Below are 21,609 nucleotides of genomic sequence, written 5' to 3' on the forward strand. Positions count from 1 at the left end.
CCCCGCCCACCACCGGTCCGACCACGACCCCGTCCGGCACGGCGACCGCGTCATGTGTGCCCGTCTCCGCCGGTGTCGTTCTGGATCAGGGGCATGTCGACTATGCCGCGAGGATCGTCGACGGGAAGCTGGTCAACCAGATCAAGGACGGTACGAAGGCTGGCGACGCGGTCTGGCGGTCCCCCGCGGAAGTCGTGTTCCACCTGACCGGCAAGGCCGCCAGGACGGTCCCGGAGGGCCCCTTCGACTTCATCGGCCCGCCGGGTTCGCCGATCTGGCAGGTGCCACAGACGCAGCAGTCGGACATCCTGTGGCTGGGATGGAACACCGAGGAGCTCAAGGGCTCACAGCTCAGCGGTACGGTCGACTGGAAGCTGACCGAGGTGGAAGGCCCCGGCGAGCTGTCGATCTTCGAGTTCACCTCGTTCGGCGTACCAAAAATGATCTTCAACAGTAAGGACGGTCTGCCGGACGGCCATGCCGTCTCCCCGGGCACGCATGCGCACGGCAACTGGGTCTTCACCGCGGCAGGGGCTTACCGGCTGACCTTCAGTCAGACGGTCACGCCGGCGTCCGGTGGCCAGTTGAGCACGAGCGAGGTCGTCACGTTCGCGGTCGGCGACGAGACCGATCCCGAGGCCCTGCTGCCGAAGAGCACGACCCTGGGTTGTGGCCCGTCCGGCAACGGTGGCGGCGGCGGGAGCACCGACGGTGACAGCGACAACGGCGGTGACGGCGGCAACGGTGGTGACGGCGGTGACGGTGGCAACGGCAGTGTGGATGGCGACCTGGCGAAGACCGGGATGGCGCTGCAGGGGCCGATCGTCGGCGGAGTCGCTCTGCTCGTCGTCGGTGCGATGCTGGTAGTGGCGACATCGAAGCGCCGCCCCAGTCGGCTCCAGGCGGCCACGGCGGCAGTCTCACCGGACGAATCAGCCGGCGCCATGGCGCTGCGCCCGGCCTCACCGCGGCAATAGACCGATCACATCGGACACGGATCCTCTCGACCGCTCACGCACCTGATCCCGCGGCGTCATCCTCAAGGTGCTGATGACGGCCGGGCTCCGATCGGAGCCCGGCCAGGATCCAGTCGAGACCGGCTCCGAAGGCCTCCGGGAGCGCAAGGGTTGACCCGGATCGCCCGAGCGACAGTCCGCGGCCCGGCCGCCCGGATCCCTCGGACCGTGGAGCTCGCGAAGGACGGGCCGGCTACCCGGGTGCCGGGTTGGTGGCGGGCGTTACATCGTCGAGCCCGACAGCGTTGATGAAAACGATAATCATTTACTCTTCCGGTGGCCGCCCGATCGGAGGCGGCCGAGGAAGGGAAGTCCATGCCGTACACCACAGCTCGGCGCGCCCGCCGCCGCGTGATCGTCGCCTCCGGCCTGCTGGCCGGGGCCCTGGTGATCACACCCGCGTCACCCGCCGCCGCCTACGATCCCGCCGCCGGTCGAGAGGTCCTCGGGGCGGGCCGGCACGTTGACGCCATCTATGCCGAGGTGACCGGCGGCAAGCTCGACATCAGGACACGGACCCCGAAAGGCGTCGTCGAAGGCGACCGTGTCGTCCTGCACATACCGGAGACCGGCACCTCGCACACCAAGCTGCCGAAGGGCTACGAGTTCCTCGGCCCCGAGGGCGCCGAGGCGTGGGTCTCGACCGAGGTGCAGGACCCCTCGGTCGTCTGGCCGGGCTGGTCCTTCGAGGGAGTCAAGCCCGGCGTCCTCAAAGGCACCTTGAAGATCAAATACGACAGCTTCCGGTACGCCGGCCCGGCGGCCGCCCCGAAGTTCGCCGTCACCCAGCCCGGCGGCTTCGACGGCACCAAGGTCAGCAAGCTGTTCGTCCCCGGCACCACCTTCACCACCGTCAGCGGGGAGCCTGGCTCCCACACCCACGGCACCTGGACGTTCACCGCCCCGGGTGTCTACGACATCGACTTCACCGTCACCGCGACCCTGGCCACGGACGTCCCGATCTCCGACAGCACCACCGTACGATTCGTCGTCGGCGAGCTCGGCCCGACCGCCGCCGAGCCCACGCCGCGCGCCGACCCACCGGCCACCGCCGGCCTCGACGACCTGACCATCGTGCCCAACAAGGTGGACGCCGAGTACTTCGTCGGGCAGACCATCACCCTCAGCGCGCTGTCACCGGACGCCGCGCCCACGGACACCTACCGCTGGCAGGTCACCAGCCCCGGCGCCGCCACCCCGGTCGCGGATCCGAAGCAGACCACGGCCACCTGGACGACAAAGCCCAACCGTGCCGTCGACGGCACCAGCATCCGGGTCGAACGGCTGTCCGCCGCCGGACAGGTCGTGGAAACCTCGGAACCGCAGATCCTGCGTACCCGGGCCAAGGCGCCCACCACCACCCTGACGGTCTCCGCCGACAAGAGCACCTACGCCGTCGGCGACACCGCTACCTTGCGCTCGGCGCAGAGCCCGCAGACCGAGGACGAGCACTACCACTGGTATCTGCGCAAGCCCGGCGAGGACAGCTACCAGTGGATCCCCGAGTCCCGCCTGGCCGACCAGCAGTTGCCGATCACGGCGGACCTGAACGGTGCCGAGGTCACGGCGCGGCTGTTCAACACCGACCACTCGGTGCTCGCCGAATCGGCGCCGATCCGCCTCACCATGACCGGAGCGGGCGCGACGGACCCGGCCGCCACCATCAAGATCACCTCCGCCGCGACGACGTTCGCCGCCGGGGAGCGGGCGACCTTCACCGCCGAACCCTCGACGCCCGGAAGCGCCGTCGAATGGTCGGTCCGCAAGAACGGCGAGAACCCGTACGTCGTCTTCGAAGGCACCCCCACACTCGACGAGTCCTGGGACGGAGCCGAGATCCGCGCCGTCGTGCGTGACGCGCAAGGCGGGGTGCTCACCGAAACGACCATTCCGGTTGTCGACGTGACTTCGGCCGCCGCCGCGAGCAGTGGCGACTCGTCCGGCTCCATGCTGCGGTACGTCGTTGCGGGAGTCGTGCTGCTCGTACTGATCACGGGCGCCGTCGTGGTGGTCGTCCGGCGCCGCCGGGCGCACGGCGCCTCCTAGCCGCTCCACGAGGTGCCGCCGGCTGCGGCGGCACCTCACCATCCCTCACGGATCGAGAACTCGTGCTTCTTCGTCTGCCGGCAACCGTCCTCGCCATCCTTGCGCTCGGTGTCCTTCCCCCGGCGTCGGCCCGGGCGGCCGCCGGCGTCTCCGCCGAGCTGGCGACCGGGCACGCCGATATCGCTCCCGCGCTGGTAGACGGGGTCTGGGTCATCCGCGTCAAGGACGACTCCGCCGAACCGGCCGTCTGGCGAGACCCCGGCGAAGTGGTCCTCCGGGTCGGGGACGGCGCCCGCACCACGCTTCCCGCAGCAGCCCACTACGGCTTTCTCGGCAAGGCCGGCGACCCGGTGTACCTGCTCCCGCAGACCCGGATGCCAGGGGTCCTCTGGCTCGGTTTCAACACCCGGCACGACAGTGTGCTGAGCGGTGGTTTCCAGGACATATCGCTGTCCCTGCGTGACATCGACGGGCCTGGCACCGTCCACGTCTACTTCGACTACGGCGGCTTTCGTGCACCGCAGATCTTGTGGGACGGCACGGCCGGTCACCGGGAGCACGTGGTCGAACCCGGCGTGCATGCCCACGCGAACTGGGCCTTCAGCGCGCCGGGGGAGTACCGGGCGCGGTTCAGCGCCTCATTGCGCCGAGCAGACGGCACCGCTGCTGCCGCGACCTCGACATTGCGCTTCGTCGTCGGTACGCCGGGTGCTGAGGCGCCGCGTCAGATCGAGCCCTCTGTGCATCTCATCGCGGCAGCGGGCGCTCTGCTCCTCGTTCTGTCGGCCACGACTGTTCTCATACTGCGTCGCCGGCGCCGCCGTCCGAAAACCGAACCGGTAGTCACCGGACGTGCGGAAGCATGACTGGCACGCGCGCCTCAGCGGCTGACCGAACCCGACACGGGAGTCGCCTGGAGTGAGCGGCACCGATGGGGGTTGAACATCGCTCGACACTTTTGTTACCGGTGGCCGTCGTACGGGTTCAGCGATCCGAGGAAACCGCCGATTGGCAGGTGTAGTGCCGGTGCGTTCCGGTGTTGCGCTGGTAGGCCTCGTCGACGGGGATATGGGCGGGATGGGTATGTTCAGGGATGTTGGGCTCGGTGTCCGGCTCGGTTCAGCCTTCGGCACAGTCGCCATGCTGACGGTGATCGCGGTCGGGGTGGGCCTCAGCGGCATCGCGGCGGGCCGTGACGGCACCGCGCGGATGCGCAGTGCCGCGGCGGTCGCGAACCTGGCGAGTGAGGCGAAGTTCCAGGCAGCCGACATGGCGGGCTGGCAGACCGGTTACCTGTTCGACACGTTACGGGGCGTGCCGGACGCGACGGCGGATGACACCGGCCAGCGCAAGGAGTTCCTCGCCTCAGCGGCCCGGCTGCGCCAGTTGCTCACGGACCTGAGCGGACAGCCGCTGACCGGCGGCCAGCAGGACATGGTCAGCGACGCGACAGCGGCCTACGAGGGTTTCCTGCAAACCGACGAGAAGATCGTCGCGCTGTACCGGGCCGACACGCCGGCGAGCCTGCGCACCGGCGGTGAGCTGGCCTCCGGTGAGTCGCTGGAGTGGTTCGGCAAGGTCGCCGACGGTGTGGGGCAGCTGTCGGCCGACGCCGTCCAGATGCAGCAGCAGGTGGCCGACGAGACGGAGGCCGACAGCGGCCGGGCACGGGTGTTGACGGTTGCGGCCGGTATCGCGTGCCTGCTGCTGGCGGTCGTGCTCGCCATCCTGGTGACCCGGTCGATCACGCGCCCGATCGCGCGGATCGTTGCCGTGCTGACCGGGTTGGCCGCTGGGGACCTGACCTCCACCACCGGGCTCGCCAGCCGCGACGAGACCGGGCGGATGGGCCAGGCCCTGGACACCGCGGTGACGAACCTGCGGGAGACGGTGACCACGATCGGCGGGTCGGCGATCACCTTGGCCGGCGCGTCGGAGGAACTGTCCGCGGTCAGCTCACAGCTGCAGTCCGGGGCGGCGAGCGCCGCCGCCAAGGCATCCGCCGCCGCGCACGGCTCCGAGGACGTCAACGCCGGCGTGCAGAGCATCGCCGCCGGTGCGGAGCAGATGAGCGCCTCGATCAGCGAGATCGCCCGCAACGCCGGCCAGGCCGCGCAGGTCTCGCATCAGGCCATGGCCGTCGCCCAGCGCACCACCGTGCAGGTCGCCCAGCTCGGTACGGCCAGCGCCGAGATCGGCGACGTCGTCCGGCTGATCACCAGCATCGCGGAGCAGACCAACCTGCTCGCCCTGAACGCCACCATCGAGGCCGCTCGCGCCGGCGAACTGGGCAAAGGCTTCGCGGTGGTCGCCGGCGAGGTCAAGGAGCTGGCCCAGCAGACCGCGAAGGCCACCGAGGAGATCACCACCCGGATCGCCGCGATCCAAGCTTCCAGCGGCACCGCGGCCGAGGCCATCGGCGAGATCACCGGTGTCATCCAGCAGATCAGCGATTACACCACCACGATCGCCTCGGCGGTGGAGGAGCAGACCGCCACCACGGCGGAGATGAGCCGGTCGGTGGCCGACGCCGCGGCCAACAGTGGCGACGTCGCTCGCACCGTCTCCGGCGTCGCCGAGGTGACCAACGCCACCGCCGCCGGCGCCGACGCCACCCAGCAGGCCGCGACCGACCTGACGCGGCTCTCCAACGACCTGACCCGACTCGTCAACCGATTCCGTCACTGACCCGCCCATTCCGGTGCTGGAGTGCTGTCACAGCGTGGCGAGGACGAAGGACAGCACGAACCCCGCGGTGGTGCTCAACGCCACCAGAGGGCCACCTTTCTCGTACGCCTCAGGCATCAGGGTGTCGGCGAGGGAGGCGAGCACGGCGCCGCCGGCGAACGCGAGCGGCAGTGAGATGACCTCCGGTGATGCGGTGGAGAGGGGGCCCGCCCCGACGACCACGGCCAGGGTCAGCAGCGCCGCGCAGGTGAGCCAGGTCCCGAGGATGAACGTCTGGGAGCGGCCCTGCTCGCGCATGGAGGCGCTGCCGACCAGCGCCTCGGGGAAGTTGGAGACGAAGATCGCCGCGAGCAGGGCCAGCCCGCCGCTGCCTTCGCCGAGCGACACACCCAGAGCGACGTTCTCCGGTACGCCGTCGAGGGTCACGGCGGCCAGCAGCGCCAGCCCGGCGGCGCCGGAGGTGGACGCGGTGGACGGCGCCCGGTCCTGGGCGGCGGCGTCGACGTCCAGTTTGTCGCTGCCCTGGGCATCCGGCCTGCCGGCCTGCGCCCAGCGGTCGAGCCATGAGCTGAGCACCGTGAACACCACGGCACCGGCGATCAGGCCGAGGGCGGCTCGCCAGATGCCGCCGTGCTCGTAGGCGTCCTCGAACAACTCGAACGCCAGCGCGGTGATCAGCGCGCCGGCCGCGAAGGCCAGCATGCCCGCCAGCACCGCCTTGGGCAACTGGAACCGGGCGCCCACCAGCGCGCCGATGACCAGCGCGCTGGAGGCGATGAGGCCGAAGATCAGTGCGTCCATGGCGAGGGGTTACCCGGGACCCGTGCCGTCGACACGGCCATGAGGCGCCCCGGATCTGCGGAGTCCCGGGCAGAGGGTGACGGCGCGGCTCGTCGGCGTCAGGCCGGCGGTCGATCGATGATCGTCAACGCCAGATCGATGAGGGCATGTGCACGGCCGCTGAGGAGCGTCAGTATCGCCTGGGCTTCCGGGGCGCGATGGGCTGCCTCCCGCAACGCCGCGAGCCCGGCGGCGAGGTCGTTCAGTTTCGTGGTCAGGTCGGTGTCTCCGGTGCCGTGGAGTGCGGTGGTGATGGCCTGCAGGCTCAGGCCGTGCTCCTCCAACTGCTTGACGGTGGCGATGGTGACGACGGCTGCGGGGTCGTAGAGCCGGAATCCGCCGCCGGTTCGTTCGGCGGTCCGCAGCAGGCCGAGGTGGGTGTAGTAATCCACGGTGCGGGTGCTGACGCCGGCTCGGGCGGCGAGTTCGCCGATGCGGAGCAGGTTGCTCACAGCGACCTCCCGATGATCGGCTTTCAGCAACCGTACAGTCGCAGGTGTTAGTTTGCGAGGGTGTCCAACGGTTCTGTTGAAGGCTGTAGTACCTGGCCGGGTGTGACCCGGCCCCTTGTTTTCCACGGTTGCTCCCGCGACGGCGGTGACCTCGCGTGCTGATCGCCATCGGTGTTCTGGCGATCGTGCTGCTGACCGCGGCGACCGGCTATTTCGTGGCGCAGGAGTTCGCCTATGTCGCCGTCGACCGGGAGAAGTTGCGGGCGATGGCCGACGACGGCGACCCGGCCGCGGAACGCGCGCTGCGGGTGACGCAGCGGTTGTCGTTCGTGTTGTCCGGCGCCCAGGTCGGGATCACCGTCACCGCCCTGCTCGCCGGCTATGTCGCCGAGCCCTACCTCGGGCGCGGCACCGCCGACCTGCTCGGACTCACCGGCCTGTCGGAGACGGTCAGCGCCTCGATCTCGATGGTCTTCGCGCTGCTGTTCGCGACCGTGGTCCAGATGGTGCTCGGTGAGCTCGCCCCGAAGAACCTCGCCATCGCCAAACCGGAGACCCTCGCGCGGGCGCTGTCGCGGTCGACGCTGGTCTACCTGGCCGTGGCCGGTCCGCTGATCCGGATGTTCGACGCCACCGCCAACCGGCTGCTGCGCGCCGTCGGCATCGAACCGATCGAGGAACTACCGCAGGGCGCCACCAGTGAGGACCTGGATCGCATCATCGCCAACGCCGGCAGCGAGGGAACCCTCGACGCGCGTGCCGCCCGGCTGCTCGACCACGGCCTGGACTTCCGGGACCGCACTGCCGCCGAGGCGATGCGCCCCCGCGTGGACGTCGTCACGATCGGGCAGAACGAGCCGGCGTTGCGGGTCGTCGACCTGCTCGACACCGGCCACTCCCGGTTCCCGGTGACGGGCGACGGCGTCGACGACGTGATCGGCGTGGTCTCCATCGCCGACGTCGTCACCCTCGAACCGGCTGCCCGCACCACCACGACGGTCGGTGACCTGGCCACCGAACCCGTGGTGCTGCCGGAGGGCACCCGCCTGCCCGCGGTGCTGGACCGGCTGAAAGCGGCGCACCGGCAGATGGCGATCGTGGTCGACGAATACGGCGGCTTCGCCGGCATCATCACCCTGGAGGACGTGGCCGAGGAACTGGTCGGTGACATCCGCGACGAGGACGACCTGCCCGAACCGGCTATCGAGACGACCGGCGACGAATCCTGGGTGATCCCGGGCCGGGCCCGGGTCGACGAGATCGCCGAAGCCACCGGGATCCGGCTGCCCGACGACGACAGGTACGACACCGTCTCCGGACTGGTCCTCGCCCGCCTCGGGCACCTCCCGGCCGTTCACGAACAGGTCGACGTGCCGTTGCCGCCGCTGGTCGACGCCGACGGGCAGCCGGTGCCGCAGGGTGTGGCCCGGCTGACCGTCCTCGCCGTTCGCCGGCACGTGCCCGACCGGTTGGCCCTGACCGTCGTTCACGACCACGCCGATGGGCAGGTGACCGCATGAGCACCGCCTGGTCGCTGTCGATCTCGGTGCTGCTGCTCGCGGCCAACGGATTCTTCGTCGCCGCGGAGTTCGCGCTGGTCGCCGCGAAACGGCACCGCCTCGAAACCGCCGCCGCCGAAGGCTCCCGCGGCGCCCGGGCCGCGATGGCCGGCACCCGCCAGTTGTCGATGATGCTCGCGGGCGCGCAGCTCGGCATCACCCTGTGCACTCTCGGCCTCGGCGCGCTGGCCAAACCGACGGTCGCGCACCTGCTCGAACCGGTGTTCACCGCCGTCGGGCTGCCCGCGGGCGCGGCGTACGTGGTGGCGTTCATCCTGGCCGTCGCCCTGGTCGGGTTCCTGCACGTCGTCGTGGGGGAGATGGCGCCGAAGTCGTGGGCGATCAGCCATCCGGAGAACTCGGCGCAGCTGCTGGCGATCCCGTTCGTCGGGTTCACCACCGTCTTCCGTCCCGTCCTGGTCGCTCTCAACGGGCTGGCCAACGCCTGCCTGCGCCTGATCAAGGTGACCCCGCAGGACGAGCTGGCGCAGGTGCACAACGCCGACCAGTTGCGCATGCTCCTGAAGACTTCCAAGGAACACGGCACCATCGAGGACGCCGAGCACGAACTGCTGTCGGCGATGCTGCAGGTGCAGTCGATGAGCGTACGCGAGGTGATGGTCCCGACCGCGGGCATCCTGGACGTCCCGGCCGACGCCGACGCCCGCGCTGTGGAGGTGCGCAGCACCGAGACCGGCCGGTCCCGGCTTCCCGTCACCGACCGGGCCGGGACGATCGTCGGCGTCGTGCACGTCCGGGACGCGGCCAAAGCCACCAGCGCACGGCGGGCCGCGACGGCGCGGGACCTGATGACCGCCGCGCTGCCCGTGCCGGCCGACACCAGCGTCCTGGACGCCATCGCGACGATGCGCGGCCGGCGCAGCCATCTCGCCCTGGTCGCCGACGGCGCCACGGTGATCGGCCTGGTCACCCTCGAGGACCTTCTCGAGCAGGTGATCGGCCAGTTCGACGACGAGACAGACCCGGTCGTGGACGCCGCCCGCCGCGCCGGGCGCACGATCACCCCTCGATAGGTGTTCCGGGTGGGCGGGGCATCGGCCCCGCCCACCCGGAAGTGTGGTCCACCCCGCTCTCATGGAGGAGAAAAGACGTGACCGGCGGCCTGGTGACCCGGCAGGTCGACCTGACCGGCGGCAGCCACGACGTCGAGATCGAGCACATCACCCTCGGCCTGGTCACCCGGATGGAGGTCGAAGGCGGCGACGGTGAGGGGACGGCCACCGGCGAGTTCCACCGGGTCACCGTCGGCGGCCCGGTCCGGCTGGCCGAAGGGCAGCACCTGTCGGTGCCGTTCCAGGTGGAACTGCCGTGGGAGACCCCGATCACCGCCGTCCACGGCCGGCCGCTGCCCGGCATGGTCATGGGTGTGCACACCGAGGTGTCGATCGCCCGGGCCGTCGACAAGGGTGACCTCGACCCCATCGTGATCAACCCGTTGCCGGTGCAGCAGCGCATCCTGGACGGCTTCGCCCAGCTCGGGTTCGGGTTCAAAGGCGCCGACCTGGAGTACGGGCAGATCGCCGGCCCGCCGCAGAACCTGCCGTTCTACCAGGGCGGGTAGGGCTGGTGCCGCTGGTGAGCGTCACACTCTGTTCCCGGAGGCCGACGATGCCCACCCTGAACCGGCGGGGCACCGTCAGCGTCCGCCGTGGTGATCGAGGTGGTCCTGCATCTGCTGGGCGAATCCTTCGGCGGTGCCGAGTTGGTCGCGCAGTGTCTGGACCCGGGCTTGAGCGGCTTCGTGGTAGCCGGCGAGCCGCTGCAGCAGTGCGGTCCGCTCGCCGGTGCCGGCGGTGAGCTCGTCGAGGATGGCGAGCAGGTCGCGCATCTCGTCGAGGGTGAAGCCGAGCGGCTTCATCCGCTTGACGACCCGGAGCCGGTCGAGGTCGGGTTCGGTGTAGAGCCGGAAGCCACCGTCGCTGCGGGCGGACGGCACGATGAGACCCGCGTCCTCGTAGTGGCGGATGGTGCGGATGCTCAGCCCCACCCGCTCCGCAGCTTCGCCGATCTGCATGTGCCGTCCCGTCATCGTCACAGTGTGCCCGCCGGTGATCAGTGACCGGCGTTGAGCTTGCCGGCCAGGTTCCCGTGGAAGCTGGCGCTGGCCTCGTTGAGGCCAACGATCTCGATCTGCTTGCCGCGGGCGGCGTACTTGGTGGTGATGGCGTCGAGGGCGGCGACCGACGAGGCGTCCCAGATGTGCGCGCCGCTCATGTCGACCACGATCCGGTCCGGATCGTTCGCGTAGTCGAACTGGTAGACGAGGTCGTTGCTGGAGGCGAAGAACAGCTCCCCGCGTACGTGATACGTCTTGGCAGTGCCGTCGGCCGTGGTCTCGGGCTCGACTTGGGCGAAGTGGGCGACCCGGCGGGCGAAGACGACCATGGCGGCCAGGACGCCGAGGACGACGCCGACGGCGAGGTTGTGGGTGGTCAGGGTGCCGGCGACGGTGACCAGCATGACGATGATCTCGCCGGCCGGCATGCGCTTGAGGGTGGCCGGGGCGATGCTGTGCCAGTCGAAGGTGCCGACCGACACGATGATCATGACGGCGACCAGGGCGGCCATCGGGATCAGCGCGACCACATCACCCAATGCCACGACCAGGATCAACAGGAACACCCCGGCAAGGAACGTCGACAGCCGGGTACGGGCGCCGGACGCCTTCACGTTGATCATCGTTTGGCCGATCATGGCGCAGCCGCCCATGCCGCCGAAGAAGCCGGTGACGATGTTCGCCACGCCCTGGCCCCAGGATTCGCGGGTCTTGTCGGAACGGGTGTCGGTGACGTCGTCGACCAGTTTCGCGGTCATCAGCGATTCCATCAGGCCGACCAGGGCGATCCCGAGGGCGTACGGGGCGATCAGTTGCAGGGTGGCGAGGGTGAACGGCACGTCGGGGAGGCCGAGGATCGGGAGACTGTTGGGCAGAGTGCCCTCGTCGCCGACGTTCGGCACGGTGACGTGTGCGATCAGTACGAACGCGGTCAGCAGCACGATCGCCACCAGCGGGGCCGGCACCACGGTGGTGAACCTGGGCAGGGCGAACATGATGACCAGGCCGACGGCGACCAGCGGGTAGACCAGCCACGGCACGTCGATCAGGTGCGGCAGTTGAGCGGTGAAGATCAGGATGGCGAGGGCGTTGACGAAGCCGACCATGACGCTGCGCGGGATGAACCGCATCAACTTCGCCACCCCGGCCAGGGCCAGCGCTATCTGAAGCAAGCCGCCGAGGATCACCGCGGCGATCAGGTAGTCCAGGCCGTGATCTTTCGCCAGCGGTGCGACGACCAGGGCGATGGCGCCGGTGGCGGCGGAGATCATCGCCGGACGCCCGCCGGTGAAGGCGATGGTGACGGCCATCGTGAAAGAGGCGAACAGCCCGACCCGTGGGTCCACTCCGGCCAGGATGGAGAACGAGATCGCCTCCGGGATCAACGCCAGAGCAACGACCAGACCGGCCAGCACCTCGGTGCGCAGCACCTTCGGCGAGGAGAGCCATACCGGTCGCGACCAGCGCGCAGCGGTCTGCGCCATATGCGTACGTTCCTCTCAAAATGCGCACCCGGGGACGCGCGGATACCTGCCGTGGTGCGGCAGAAGCGTTCTGCGGTGTCGGTGTCGTCGCGGAGGAGACACGCCACGACGGTGCGGTGGGTCGCTGTGCCCACCGGCTCCGGCCACCGACCCTACCCTTCCGTAAGGGGAGAGTCTTGGTCGTCCCCCGGTGGCGATCATCACCCCCGCCCAGCCGTGCCCCTATTCCCGATGAGGCCCCGCCTCCGCCACGAGCCCGCTGCGGCGGCAGTGGAACTCATCAGTCACGGAAGAGCCGGCCGATCCTCCGCCCGTACCGAAAAGTCGCTGCGACCTGGAAGGAGACAAGGTGCGCCCTCATCCCTTGAAAATACGACTGGCCGCGGCAGCGATCGCCGGATTCGCTCTAGTAGCCGATGTGGCTGCGCTGGCTCGTACGCACCATGGTCAGTGCCGTCATATTCCGCGGCGTGGAAATGTGGCGGCTGCGATGATGCCGCCGTGACAGACAATGGCCTGTGGTATGCGATGCCCGCTCTGGTCGGCGATCGGATCCGGCTCGAACCTCTACGGTACGAACACGCTGCCGGCTATCTCGCGGCGGCCGGCAGTGAGGATGACGCGGCCGAGATCTTCCGCTGGCAGAGCCCGCCGGCCGGGGCACTGACCCAGCCGGCCACCGTGGAGGACGCCCGCGCGCACATCGTTGCCGCACTCGCTGCGCGTGCCCGCGGAACCCGCTTTCCATACGCCCAGATCGACGCGGTGACGGGCCGGTTCGCTGGCACGACGTCCTTCGCGGATCCTGATCCCACCCTGCGTACTGTGACGATCGGATACACCTGGCTCGGCCGGCCGTGGTGGGGGACCGGCGCGAACGCGGAAGCCAAACTGCTGATGCTCCGCTTCGCTTTCGAGACCCTCGGCGCGATCCGGGTAGCGCTGGTGACCGACATCCGCAACGAGCGCGCGCAAGCCGCCATTGAGCGGCTGGGCGCCAGCCGGGAAGGCATCCTGCGCAAACACCGCCGCCGCGCCGACGGCTCATGGCGCGACACCGTCCTCTACGGCATCACCGACGACGACTGGCCCAAGGTGAAGCACGAGCTGGACGCCCGGCTGCGCCGTGACCCGGCGGCCGGGTGACGGCTATCCGCTGCGGCGACCGTGGCCGGGCCCGCTGTGCATCTGCCGACGTTGAACAACGGGAGGTCGTGGTCATCCCCTCGACAAGATCCGCCGGGACAGATGAGGATTCCCGGGTGATCAGAGCCGCGGTGGTACAGGATCGTGCCGCTTCGCTCTGATCGCCGAGGACGACGACACGAAAGACGTCGTCGGCTATGCGGTGTGGTTCCCGTTCTTCTCGACCTGGACCGGCACTCGCGGGAGGCACCTGGACGATCTCTATGTGCGACCGGATGCACGCGGTGGGGGCCACGGCCGGGCTCTGCTCGCCGGCCTTTTGAGCGGCGAACCTCTCGCGGACCTTGCTCGGCAGGCCTCACCCGTGGACGGCTGACTTCGTCGCCGTCCGGAGCGCGAAGCCCTTCAGGGAGTGCTGACTGCACCTATCTGCCGCGATAGCGCGCGTCCCCGTGCCGGCCCTCACCGCGCGTGAGCGGGGTGAGGGCCGCCAGCAGATTCAGCTGTACCAACGCGCGGGAGGTTCGCCGAGTCACCTCCACGTGCCGTCGGCTCATGGATCCCGGAGGCAATCGTCGACCTCCGCCTATCTCGAGACGAATCATGATGTCGGCGGGCTTCAGGCGTGGTCGATGTTCTGCTCGGTGGGAAGCCGTGAGGTGTGCGCCGCCCCGGTGGCGGCCGGGTCGATGCTGCCGAGACGGAGGACCAGATAGGGGTGGCCGATGCCGGCGATCATCGCGCGCATCGCCTGGCGGGTGGCGATCACTTCGATCGGGGCGCTGTGCGGTACCACCGAGATGCCGTGTTCGGTGGCGGTGAGCCAGCCGGCGGACAGCGCTTCACCGGCGCGCAGCCAGGCGAGGGGTTCGTCGGTGTTGCCGTAGAGCATGGCGAACACGGCCGTCTCGTCGTGGCCGGCGCTGACGGGCAGGTCTCCGTGGTGGCCGAAGTCGCGGATCGGCACCGTGGTCTGCGTGGCGTGGTCGGGGATGACGGCGTCAGGGATCCCGGCGCCGGCCGGGCGGGCGGGGCCGGCCCAGTAGGCGAGTTCGGCCTGCCAGGCGGGGTCCGCAGCCTCACTGCTCTGGGCGTGTTCAGCGGCGGCGGCCAGTTCGGGGACCTGGTCGGGTCGCAGCGTGTGCAGGTGGGTGTCCTGTGTCTCGACGGCGGCGGTGATGGCGGCGAGACCGGCCGGATCGACGGGTGTGCTGGTGACCGGGCGGCGGTCGGTGTGCCGCAACGGGATGGTCTGCAGATGGAGTACGGATGCGGGGTCGACCGGTGCCCGGCCGTCGAGGTGGAGCCGGGCGAGCAGCTCAGAGTCGGTGTCGTCGGGCATGCGGGTCACGGTGGCGTGCCAGCCTTGGGCGCTGAGGGCGACGCGGGCGTGGTGCAGGGCGACGCCGCAGCTGACTGTCGCCAGTCGTCCGTCGGGGTCGGTGACCTGCAGGATCCGGGTGGGTGCGAGCCGCAGCTCCAGCGTGGTGCCGGTGAGCCGCCACCGCCACGGTTGGGTGTTGTGGAGCGATGGGGCGTATCCGGCGGCGGCTGCCGACTCGGTCAGTGCGTGGGTGGCGAGTTGCGGGTCGGTGGGGTGGGTCATCGCGTCGATGTCCATGAGAGGCGTCCTCGCGGTGTCGGTCCTGGTGTCTGCCGCGGCGGTTACGAAGATGGCGGACGCGACGGAGGCTTGGTGCCGATCGCGATGAGTCGCCGCGTTGTGGTCCGGGTTCGCTGCGGCGTCGATGTGCCCACAGCGGCAGGATGCCTGTCACCGGGGTCCAGGGCGACACTTCGAGCCTACGCCTGCCCGCCGACGCCGGCGGCGCGTCGCTTGGTCACCTCATCGTCATGTGACCCGAAGGTGCCGCTCTCGGGAAATGCGCGTACGGTGAGTTTGTCGCTCTGGATCCCGGTGGCTGTCTGTCCGTCGCCGTCGATGTCGTCACTCCACCGGGGCGACGTTCCGGGCTCCCGCTCTGCTGCAGCTACCGCCATGCGGCTGCTGGCTGGCATCTGTTCACCAAGCGGCAATATGTCTGTGGGCGCTGCGTAGCTCGGGGAAACGCCCTCGAGACCGGGGCATGTACCGTGCCGCCATCACCGGTGGAGCCGTATCCGAAGGGTCGAACGGCCGCGGCTGAAGGCATTGAACCGGTGGGCTCGATACGCGCCCCCGGATCGTCGCTGTCCTACCGGAAGGCCCCACTCATGGACCGCATGTCGTTGACCGTACTGATCCAGCAACAACTCTCACTGGCCCGGGACGCTGCCAGCGGCCGCAGCGCCCAGACCGTGTACGGAGGGCATGCCCGCACTCTCCGGCAGACCCTCATCGCGATGACCGGTGGCCGGCGACTCGACGATCACGAGAACCCCGGTGAGGCGACCCTGCACGTCCTGCACGGCCGGGTTCGCCTCACCGCCGGAGACGCTGCGGAGGAAGGCGAGACCGGCGACCTGCTGATCATCCCGGACGCTCGGCACGCCCTCGAGGCGATCGAGGACAGCGCCGTCCTGCTCACGGTGGCCAAACGGTGACCTGCCGCATGACTGTCAGCCATCCGCCGGCCTGAAATCCGTGGCTGCGGGCCGTGACGAGACCGGCATGGTGTGACCGGTGTATCGCCGTCGCGGCGTGGCGGGTCATCGGACGATGGCGACGGGGCAGGCGGCATGATGAAGGACGGTGTGACTGACCGATCCAAGGCGCCGGCCGGGCAGCTGTGCATGTCCGCGGGCGCCGAGGACGACGAGTTGGGCGTGCCGGCTGGCGTCGACGATGGCGTCGGCGGGGCGGCCTGTGGCCAGTTCCCGGTGCATCGTGACGTTGGGGTACTTGCGGGTCCAGTTCTGCACGGCGCCGGTCAGCAGTTGGGCGTGTGCGGCCCTTTCCGGTCCGGTGTCGTACTGAAGCAGCAACCCGGGGTTGCTCAGATGGGGCCGGTCCCATGCGTGTAGCGCTCGCAGATCGGCGCCGCGTAGGGCTGCCTCGTGGAAGGCGAAGCCGAGGGGGGCGTCGTCGGAGGGGGAGCCGTCCACACCGACGAGAACGTCGCCGTCGTCCGGTGCCGCGCCGCGGGTGATCATGACGGGACAGGTGGCGTGCGCGGAGACCTTGATCGCGACCGAGCCCAGGAGCAGTTCGGTGAAGCCTCCTTGGCCGCGGTGTCCGAGGATGAGCAGGTCGGTGTGGGCGGATTCGCGGATGAGGACCGTGGCGGGGTCACCGGCGAGGATCTCCCCGGTCACCGGGACCTGTGCGGCGGCCGCACGGTCGGTGGCGTCCCGGATGGCCTGTTGCGGCTCGGACAAGAGCCCGGCGGTGAGATCCGCGGCAGGGTCGTTGCCGGTCCAGGCGGGGTGATCAGCCCAGGTGTCGCCGAACACGAGGCGGACTTCCCGGTCGCGTACGGCTGCTTCGCGGATGGCGAGGTCGACGGCGCCGAGACTGGGTGCGGATCCGTCGACGCCGACGAGGATCGGTGGGCCGGTCATGGCTGTCTCCTGTGCTCTGTCGAAGTCATGCGGCCGGGTCGGCCGTGCGGGTCGAGGTCATGCTGTGGGGTGGCGGGCGGTGGGTGATGTGCACGCGCCGGTCGAGGCGGATCGCGGCGTAGCCGAGGCTCGCGACGGCGGTGACGATGAGCAGGTCGGTGATGGCCAGCGGCTGGGTGCCGAGCAGGGACTGCAGAGGCGGCAGGTAGATGCCGGCGAGTTGCAGGGCGAGCGCGGCGGCGACGGCGGCGAGCAGCATCGGGTTGGCCCGGGTGCCGGGCCGGGCCCGGGAGCCGAGCGCGACAGCGAGCTGGGTGACGCCGAGGGCGAGGAAGGTCAGCGTTTGCCAAGGGCGGTCGGTGGCATGCGCCCAGACGCCGACGCCGACGGTGACCGCGGCGATGACCACGCCGACGCGCAGGATGCGTTGCCACAGTCCGGCGCCGAGGATCGTCTCGGACGGCGGCCGCGGCGGCTTGTCCATGACGTCGGCGTCGACGGGTTCGCTGCCCAGGGCGAGTCCCGGCAGGCCGTGGGTGATCAGGTTGATCCAGAGAATCTGCGCGGGCAGTAACGGCAACGCGAGGCCGACGAACGGCCCGGCGAGCATCACGGCGATCTCCGCGGCGCCACCCGACAAGGCATACAGCAGGAAGCGGCGGATGTTGGCGTACACCCGGCGGCCTTCCTCAGCGGCGGCGACGACCGTGCCGAGTTCGTCGTCGGCCAGCACCAGGTCGGCGGCCTGGCGGGCGACTTCGGTGCCTCGTTTTCCCATGGCGACGCCGATGTCGGCGCGGTGCAGGGCGGGTCCGTCGTTGACGCCGTCGCCGGTCATCGCGACGACCTGACCGGCGGTGCGGAGGGCGTCGATGATGGCGACCTTCTGCTGCGGGGTGGCCCGCGCGAAGACCCGGGCGCCCTGTCCGGCGCGGGCACCGGGTTCGACGGTACGGCAGTCGACCACATCGTCGCCGGCGTCGATGATGCCGAGTTCGACGGCGATCGCGCCGGCGGTGGCCGGATGGTCGCCGGTGATCAGCACCGGGGTGATGCCCGCGCGCTGGCACGCGGCGATGGTCGCGCCGGCCGACGCCCGGGGCGGGTCGAGGATCGCGACGAGCCCGAGCAGGCTCAGACCCTGCTCCAGGGAACCGGAGTCTGTTGAAGGTGTGTGGTCGGCTTGGACCACTGCGAGAACCCGGTAGCCGTCGGCGGCGAGGGCGTCCGCGCGGGCCGCCGCCCGGTCGATCAGGTCGGCGGGGTCGGCGAGGACCTCCGGTTGCAGGATGGCTTCGGGTGCGCCTTTGCAGACGATCCGCGTGGTGCCGTCGGGGAGCCGGTGGGTAGTGGACATGCGTTTGCGGACGCTGTCGAACGGTTCCTCACCGATGCGGGGCAGCTGGGCGTGGAGGGTTTCGCGGTCGATGCCGAGTTTCGCGGCGCCGGTGAGTAGTGCTACCTCGGTGGGGTCCCCGACCGGCAGCCAGTCGGGGTTGTCGCCGTCCGGTGGTTGCAGGGAGCCGTCGTTGCACAACACGGCCGCGCGCAGTAGTCGCGTCAGATCGGGGACGTCGCCGTCGGCTACCACGGTGTCGTCGCGTCGGACGTCGCCGTGCGGTGCGTAGCCGGATCCTTCGACCTGGGCTTCTCCGGTGGGGGTCCACAGCTGTCGCAGAACCATCCGGCCTTCGGTGAGCGTGCCGGTCTTGTCGGTGGCCAGGACGGTGACCGAGCCGAGGGTCTCGACCGCGGGCAGCCGCCGGATGACGGCGTTGCGGGCGGTCATCCGGCGGGCGCCGAGGGCGAGGCTGAGCGTGACGACAGCCGGAAGCGATTCGGGGACGGCCGCGACGACCAGGGTGATCGCGGTGACGATCATCAGTTGTAGCGGCTGACCGCGGAACACTCCGAGAGCCAGGACTACAGCGCACAGCACCAGCGCGGCGGCGGCGAGCAGCCGGCCCACCCCGGCCAGGCGGCGCTGCAGGGGCGTCATGGCGGGGGCGGTGGTCATCATGGCGGCGATGCGGCCCATGGCGCTGGCTGCGCCGGTGGCGGTGATGATGGCGTGCCCCCGCCCGCGGACAACGACCGTTCCGGCGGACACGTCCGCCGTCGGCCCGTCCGGGCCGGCGGATTTGTCGACCGGCGCGGACTCCCCCGTCAGGGCTGCTTCGTCGATCAGCAGAGCGCTGGCCTCGACGACGTGGGCGTCGGCGGGCACGATGTCGCCTTCGGCAAGGACCAGCAGATCACCGGCGACCAGGTCCGCGGCGGGCACCTCACGGTTCGTGCCGTCGCGTACCACCCGGGCGGCGGGTGCGGTCAGCGCGGACAGTGCGGAGATCGCCCGTTCCGCTTTGACCTCCTGAATCACCCCGACCGTGGTGTTGACGACGATCACGAACAGGATGACCGACGCGTCGGTGAAGTCCGCGGTGGCCAGTGTGAAACCGGCCGCAGCGAGCAGGACCAGCACGAGCGGGTCACGCAGTTGCGACACGACGCGGCGCCACAACGGCGGCGGCCGGCGGGCCGGCAGCACGTTGCCGCCGTCGCGGGCCAGCCGTTGCGCGGCCTCACCCGATGACAGGCCGCCCGCACCGGGCGCGGCCGGGCACGTGGTGGCGTTCCCTCCGGGTGGCCGGGTGATGTCCGACGAATCCGGAGCGACCTGAAGATTGCGTACGGTCATGTCGTTCCTGCCTTGCTGGATCGTGGTGAGGGCTCCGCGTACGCCCGCGTCAGAACCGTTCGATGACCTGCTCCGCCGGCAGCCGTGGGGTGTGCGGTGCGGCGGTGCCGGCCGGATCGCCGGTGGCGAGCCGCAGGACGAGGTGCGGATGGCCGAGGTCGGCGAGCAGGTGCCGGATACGTTCCCGGGTGATGGCGACCTCGATGGTCGCGCTGAGCGGCAGGACCGACAGGCCGAGCTCGGTGGCGGTGAGCCAGGCGGCCGACAGTGCCTCGCCGGCGCGGAGCCAGCCGGCTTCGTCGTCCTCGGGTCCGTAGAGGATCGCAAAGGTGGCGCCGTTCTCGTGCGCCGCGGAGACGGGCAGCTCACCGTGGTGGCCGAAGTCGCGCCCCGGCACGGTCGTCAGCGTGGCCCGATCCGGGATGACGGCGTCCGGGATGCCGCTGCCCAGTGGCCGGGTACCACCGGTCCAGTAGCGGAGTTCGGCCTGCCAGGCGAGGTCCTCGCCCTCGGCACGCTGAGCCTGATCGGCGGCGCTGGCCAGGTCGTACACCTGGTCCGGTCGCAGCAGATGCAGGCCCGCGCCGGTGGACTCGACGGCAGCGACGACGGCGCGCAGGCTCTCGGCGTGGATCGGGGTGCTCGCGGAGGGCCGGCGCTCGGTGTGCCGCAGCCCGACGGTCTGGAGGTGACGTATCGCTGCGGGGGCGACCGGCATCCGGTGATCGAGGCGTAGTCGGGCGAGGTGGTCGGGGTGTGCGGGATCCGGCATCCGGGCGAGGATGGTGTGCCAGCCGTCGGCCGCGAGGCTCACCAGGGCGTGATGCAGGGCGGCCCCGCAGCTGAGGATGGCGAGCCGGGAGTCGGGGTCGGTGACGTCGAGTGCCCGGCTGTGATCGAGGTAGAGGTTGAGCTCGCTCCTGCTGAGACGCCAGCGCCACGGTTGCGTGTTGTGGATCGACGGGGCGTGCCCCGCTGTGGCGGCGGCGGCGGACAGTGCCCGGGCTTCGGCGCGGGAGTCGGCTGCCTGGATCGGCGCTTCGGTGCTCATGCCGGTTCCTTCCTGGTGTGCTGGACGTCGGCCCGGTCACGGTGTGTGCGGCCGGGCCCCCGTCGCGGATCTCGGGCAGGTCCTCACCGGTACGCCGTACGCGGGCGCGGTGTTCGGCGCGTTTGTCGACCATCTGCGGTCATCGGGTGATCGGCGTCATCGGGTGGCCGTTGACCGGCGGCGTCGTGGCAGGTGCAGTCACGGCGGCCGCGGCGTTCTCGCGGGCGAGGAACGTGCCGAGCTCGCCGATGGTGCTCATCAGCGGGGCCGGGAACACGACGGTGCTGTTCTTGTCGACGCCCAGTTCGACGAGGGTCTGCAGGTTGCGCAGCTGCAGCGCGAGGGGGTGGGCCATCATGATGTCGGCGGCGGCACCGAGCGCGTCGGCGGCGAGAGCTTCACCCTCGGCGGCGATGATCTTCGCGCGCTTCTCCCGCTCAGCCTCGGCCTGACGCGCCATGGCCCGTTTCATGCTCTCGGGCAGTTGGATGTCCTTGAGCTCGACCAGGGTGACGACCACGCCCCATTCGGCGGTGGCGACGTCGAGGATCTCCCGGATGTTCACGTTGATCCGGTCGGTCTCGGACAGCGTCTCGTCGAGGGTGTGCTGGCCGACGACCTTGCGCAGGGTGGTCTGGGCGATCTGGTTGATCGCCGCGCCGACGTTCTCGATCGCGACGACCGATTTCTCGGCGTCGACGATGCGGTAGTAGGCGACGGCGGACACGTCGACGCTGACGTTGTCGCGGGTGATGATGCCTTGGGACTGGATCGGCATGGTGACGATCCGCAGGCTCACCCGGTTCAGCACGTCGATGAACGGGATGATCACGGTGAAGCCGGCTTGCCGGACGGCGATGACTTTGCCGAGCCGGAACAGGACTCCCTGTTCGTACTGCTTGACGACCTTGAACGCGAGGAACGCGAGAGCGAATAGCACCAGGATGATGAGAGCGATCCACAGGGACCACATGAGGGGATCCTGACTTCGGCCGTAGCCGGATATTAGTGCCCGAGAACAATCTGCGTGCGAAACGCACCTGATCGCTGC

19 protein-coding genes are annotated in these 21,609 nt (G+C 70.1%); 10 read left to right on the forward strand and 9 right to left on the reverse strand.

Going from position 1 to position 21,609, the window contains the following annotated elements; translation table 11 throughout:
- From Aut01nite_RS27545 to Aut01nite_RS27560, 4 genes are all read left to right on the forward strand, one after another.
- Positions 1–977 (forward strand): TIGR03773 family transporter-associated surface protein (locus Aut01nite_RS27545; RefSeq protein ID WP_204037704.1); only part of this gene is annotated, 977 nt, incomplete at its 5' end.
- Positions 978–1,292: 315 nt separating this feature from the next.
- Positions 1,293–3,062, forward strand: a complete 1,770-nt coding sequence (locus tag Aut01nite_RS27550) for a choice-of-anchor M domain-containing protein (protein WP_201775464.1) — start codon at positions 1,293–1,295, stop codon at positions 3,060–3,062.
- Between the two features lie 62 nt (positions 3,063–3,124).
- A complete protein-coding gene (locus Aut01nite_RS27555) occupies positions 3,125–3,928 on the forward strand; it encodes a choice-of-anchor M domain-containing protein (RefSeq protein WP_052163394.1) in 804 nt (267 codons plus the stop codon).
- A gap of 274 nt (positions 3,929–4,202) precedes the next feature.
- On the forward strand, positions 4,203–5,750 hold the full coding sequence (locus Aut01nite_RS27560; protein WP_083998608.1) for a methyl-accepting chemotaxis protein: 1,548 nt from the start codon (positions 4,203–4,205) through the stop codon (positions 5,748–5,750).
- A gap of 27 nt (positions 5,751–5,777) precedes the next feature.
- Here the strand turns inward: Aut01nite_RS27560 and Aut01nite_RS27565 are convergent, their stop codons facing one another.
- Positions 5,778–6,551: a ZIP family metal transporter gene (locus Aut01nite_RS27565; RefSeq protein ID WP_043523600.1), complete on the reverse strand. Its 774-nt coding sequence runs from the start codon at positions 6,549–6,551 to the stop codon at positions 5,778–5,780.
- A gap of 98 nt (positions 6,552–6,649) precedes the next feature.
- On the reverse strand, positions 6,650–7,042 hold the full coding sequence (locus Aut01nite_RS27570) for a MerR family transcriptional regulator (RefSeq protein WP_043523599.1): 393 nt from the start codon (positions 7,040–7,042) through the stop codon (positions 6,650–6,652).
- 155 nt (positions 7,043–7,197) lie between these two features.
- Between Aut01nite_RS27570 and Aut01nite_RS27575 the strand changes: the two genes are divergently transcribed.
- The 3 genes from Aut01nite_RS27575 to Aut01nite_RS27585 all read left to right on the forward strand — a co-directional run bounded on the left by Aut01nite_RS27575 (position 7,198) and on the right by Aut01nite_RS27585 (position 10,183).
- Positions 7,198–8,562 (forward strand): hemolysin family protein, encoded by a 1,365-nt coding sequence (locus Aut01nite_RS27575; protein WP_043523598.1) that lies wholly within the window; start codon positions 7,198–7,200, stop codon positions 8,560–8,562.
- The gene (locus Aut01nite_RS27580; RefSeq protein WP_043523597.1) at positions 8,559–9,635 is read left to right on the forward strand and encodes a hemolysin family protein; all 1,077 of its coding nucleotides are present in this window, start codon (positions 8,559–8,561) and stop codon (positions 9,633–9,635) included. Before Aut01nite_RS27575 ends, Aut01nite_RS27580 begins: the two co-directional genes overlap by 4 nt.
- Before the next feature lie 77 nt (positions 9,636–9,712).
- A complete protein-coding gene (locus tag Aut01nite_RS27585; protein ID WP_307837528.1) occupies positions 9,713–10,183 on the forward strand; it encodes a sporulation protein in 471 nt (156 codons plus the stop codon).
- Positions 10,184–10,258: 75 nt separating this feature from the next.
- On the opposite strand, the gene Aut01nite_RS27590 is transcribed toward Aut01nite_RS27585, so the two are convergent.
- Together Aut01nite_RS27590 and Aut01nite_RS27595 are read right to left on the reverse strand one after the other, a co-directional pair.
- Positions 10,259–10,651 carry a MerR family transcriptional regulator gene (locus Aut01nite_RS27590; protein WP_083998606.1) on the reverse strand — a complete coding sequence of 131 codons (393 nt, stop codon included), beginning with the start codon at positions 10,649–10,651 and terminating at the stop codon, positions 10,259–10,261.
- A 23-nt stretch (positions 10,652–10,674) separates the two neighbouring features.
- Positions 10,675–12,162, reverse strand: a complete 1,488-nt coding sequence (locus Aut01nite_RS27595) for a SulP family inorganic anion transporter (RefSeq protein ID WP_043523595.1) — start codon at positions 12,160–12,162, stop codon at positions 10,675–10,677.
- A 450-nt stretch (positions 12,163–12,612) separates the two neighbouring features.
- Here Aut01nite_RS27595 and Aut01nite_RS43765 point away from each other — a divergent pair, with 450 nt between their 5' ends.
- Both Aut01nite_RS43765 and Aut01nite_RS27605 read left to right on the forward strand, forming a co-directional pair.
- Complete coding sequence (locus Aut01nite_RS43765) at positions 12,613–13,308, forward strand: GNAT family N-acetyltransferase (protein WP_239124617.1); 696 nt, start codon at positions 12,613–12,615, stop codon at positions 13,306–13,308.
- A gap of 160 nt (positions 13,309–13,468) precedes the next feature.
- Complete coding sequence (locus Aut01nite_RS27605) at positions 13,469–13,684, forward strand: GNAT family N-acetyltransferase (RefSeq protein WP_373871555.1); 216 nt, start codon at positions 13,469–13,471, stop codon at positions 13,682–13,684.
- 243 nt (positions 13,685–13,927) lie between these two features.
- On the opposite strand, the gene Aut01nite_RS27610 is transcribed toward Aut01nite_RS27605, so the two are convergent.
- Positions 13,928–14,929 (reverse strand): Acg family FMN-binding oxidoreductase, encoded by a 1,002-nt coding sequence (locus Aut01nite_RS27610; RefSeq protein ID WP_043523593.1) that lies wholly within the window; start codon positions 14,927–14,929, stop codon positions 13,928–13,930.
- 602 nt (positions 14,930–15,531) lie between these two features.
- Here Aut01nite_RS27610 and Aut01nite_RS27615 point away from each other — a divergent pair.
- Complete coding sequence (locus Aut01nite_RS27615; protein WP_236642597.1) at positions 15,532–15,852, forward strand: cupin domain-containing protein; 321 nt, start codon at positions 15,532–15,534, stop codon at positions 15,850–15,852.
- Between the two features lie 105 nt (positions 15,853–15,957).
- Here the strand turns inward: Aut01nite_RS27615 and Aut01nite_RS27620 are convergent, their stop codons facing one another.
- The 4 genes from Aut01nite_RS27620 to Aut01nite_RS27635 all read right to left on the reverse strand — a co-directional run bounded on the left by Aut01nite_RS27620 (position 15,958) and on the right by Aut01nite_RS27635 (position 21,531).
- Complete coding sequence (locus Aut01nite_RS27620; RefSeq protein ID WP_043523591.1) at positions 15,958–16,809, reverse strand: universal stress protein; 852 nt, start codon at positions 16,807–16,809, stop codon at positions 15,958–15,960.
- 25 nt (positions 16,810–16,834) lie between these two features.
- On the reverse strand, positions 16,835–19,507 hold the full coding sequence (locus tag Aut01nite_RS27625) for a cation-translocating P-type ATPase (RefSeq protein WP_083998603.1): 2,673 nt from the start codon (positions 19,505–19,507) through the stop codon (positions 16,835–16,837).
- Positions 19,508–19,556: 49 nt separating this feature from the next.
- The gene (locus Aut01nite_RS27630) at positions 19,557–20,558 is read right to left on the reverse strand and encodes an Acg family FMN-binding oxidoreductase (protein ID WP_052163392.1); all 1,002 of its coding nucleotides are present in this window, start codon (positions 20,556–20,558) and stop codon (positions 19,557–19,559) included.
- A 139-nt stretch (positions 20,559–20,697) separates the two neighbouring features.
- Complete coding sequence (locus tag Aut01nite_RS27635; protein WP_043523590.1) at positions 20,698–21,531, reverse strand: slipin family protein; 834 nt, start codon at positions 21,529–21,531, stop codon at positions 20,698–20,700.
- Positions 21,532–21,609: the final 78 nt, after the last annotated feature.

This window comes from Actinoplanes utahensis (assembly GCF_016862455.1).
Taxonomy (GTDB): Bacteria; Actinomycetota; Actinomycetes; order Mycobacteriales; family Micromonosporaceae; genus Actinoplanes; species Actinoplanes utahensis.

Coding starts and splice junctions, on each gene's coding strand:
- Aut01nite_RS27560 (WP_083998608.1), top strand. CDS start 4,203: ATGCTGACGGTGATCGCGGTCGGGGTGGGCCTCAGCGGCATCGCGGCG.
- Aut01nite_RS27565 (WP_043523600.1), bottom strand. CDS start 6,551: ATGGACGCACTGATCTTCGGCCTCATCGCCTCCAGCGCGCTGGTCATC.
- Aut01nite_RS27580 (WP_043523597.1), top strand. CDS start 8,559: ATGAGCACCGCCTGGTCGCTGTCGATCTCGGTGCTGCTGCTCGCGGCC.
- Aut01nite_RS27590 (WP_083998606.1), bottom strand. CDS start 10,651: ATGACGGGACGGCACATGCAGATCGGCGAAGCTGCGGAGCGGGTGGGG.
- Aut01nite_RS27595 (WP_043523595.1), bottom strand. CDS start 12,162: ATGGCGCAGACCGCTGCGCGCTGGTCGCGACCGGTATGGCTCTCCTCG.
- Aut01nite_RS27610 (WP_043523593.1), bottom strand. CDS start 14,929: ATGGACATCGACGCGATGACCCACCCCACCGACCCGCAACTCGCCACC.
- Aut01nite_RS27615 (WP_236642597.1), top strand. CDS start 15,532: ATGTCGTTGACCGTACTGATCCAGCAACAACTCTCACTGGCCCGGGAC.
- Aut01nite_RS27620 (WP_043523591.1), bottom strand. CDS start 16,809: ATGACCGGCCCACCGATCCTCGTCGGCGTCGACGGATCCGCACCCAGT.
- Aut01nite_RS27625 (WP_083998603.1), bottom strand. CDS start 19,507: ATGACCGTACGCAATCTTCAGGTCGCTCCGGATTCGTCGGACATCACC.
- Aut01nite_RS27630 (WP_052163392.1), bottom strand. CDS start 20,558: ATGAGCACCGAAGCGCCGATCCAGGCAGCCGACTCCCGCGCCGAAGCC.
- Aut01nite_RS27635 (WP_043523590.1), bottom strand. CDS start 21,531: ATGTGGTCCCTGTGGATCGCTCTCATCATCCTGGTGCTATTCGCTCTC.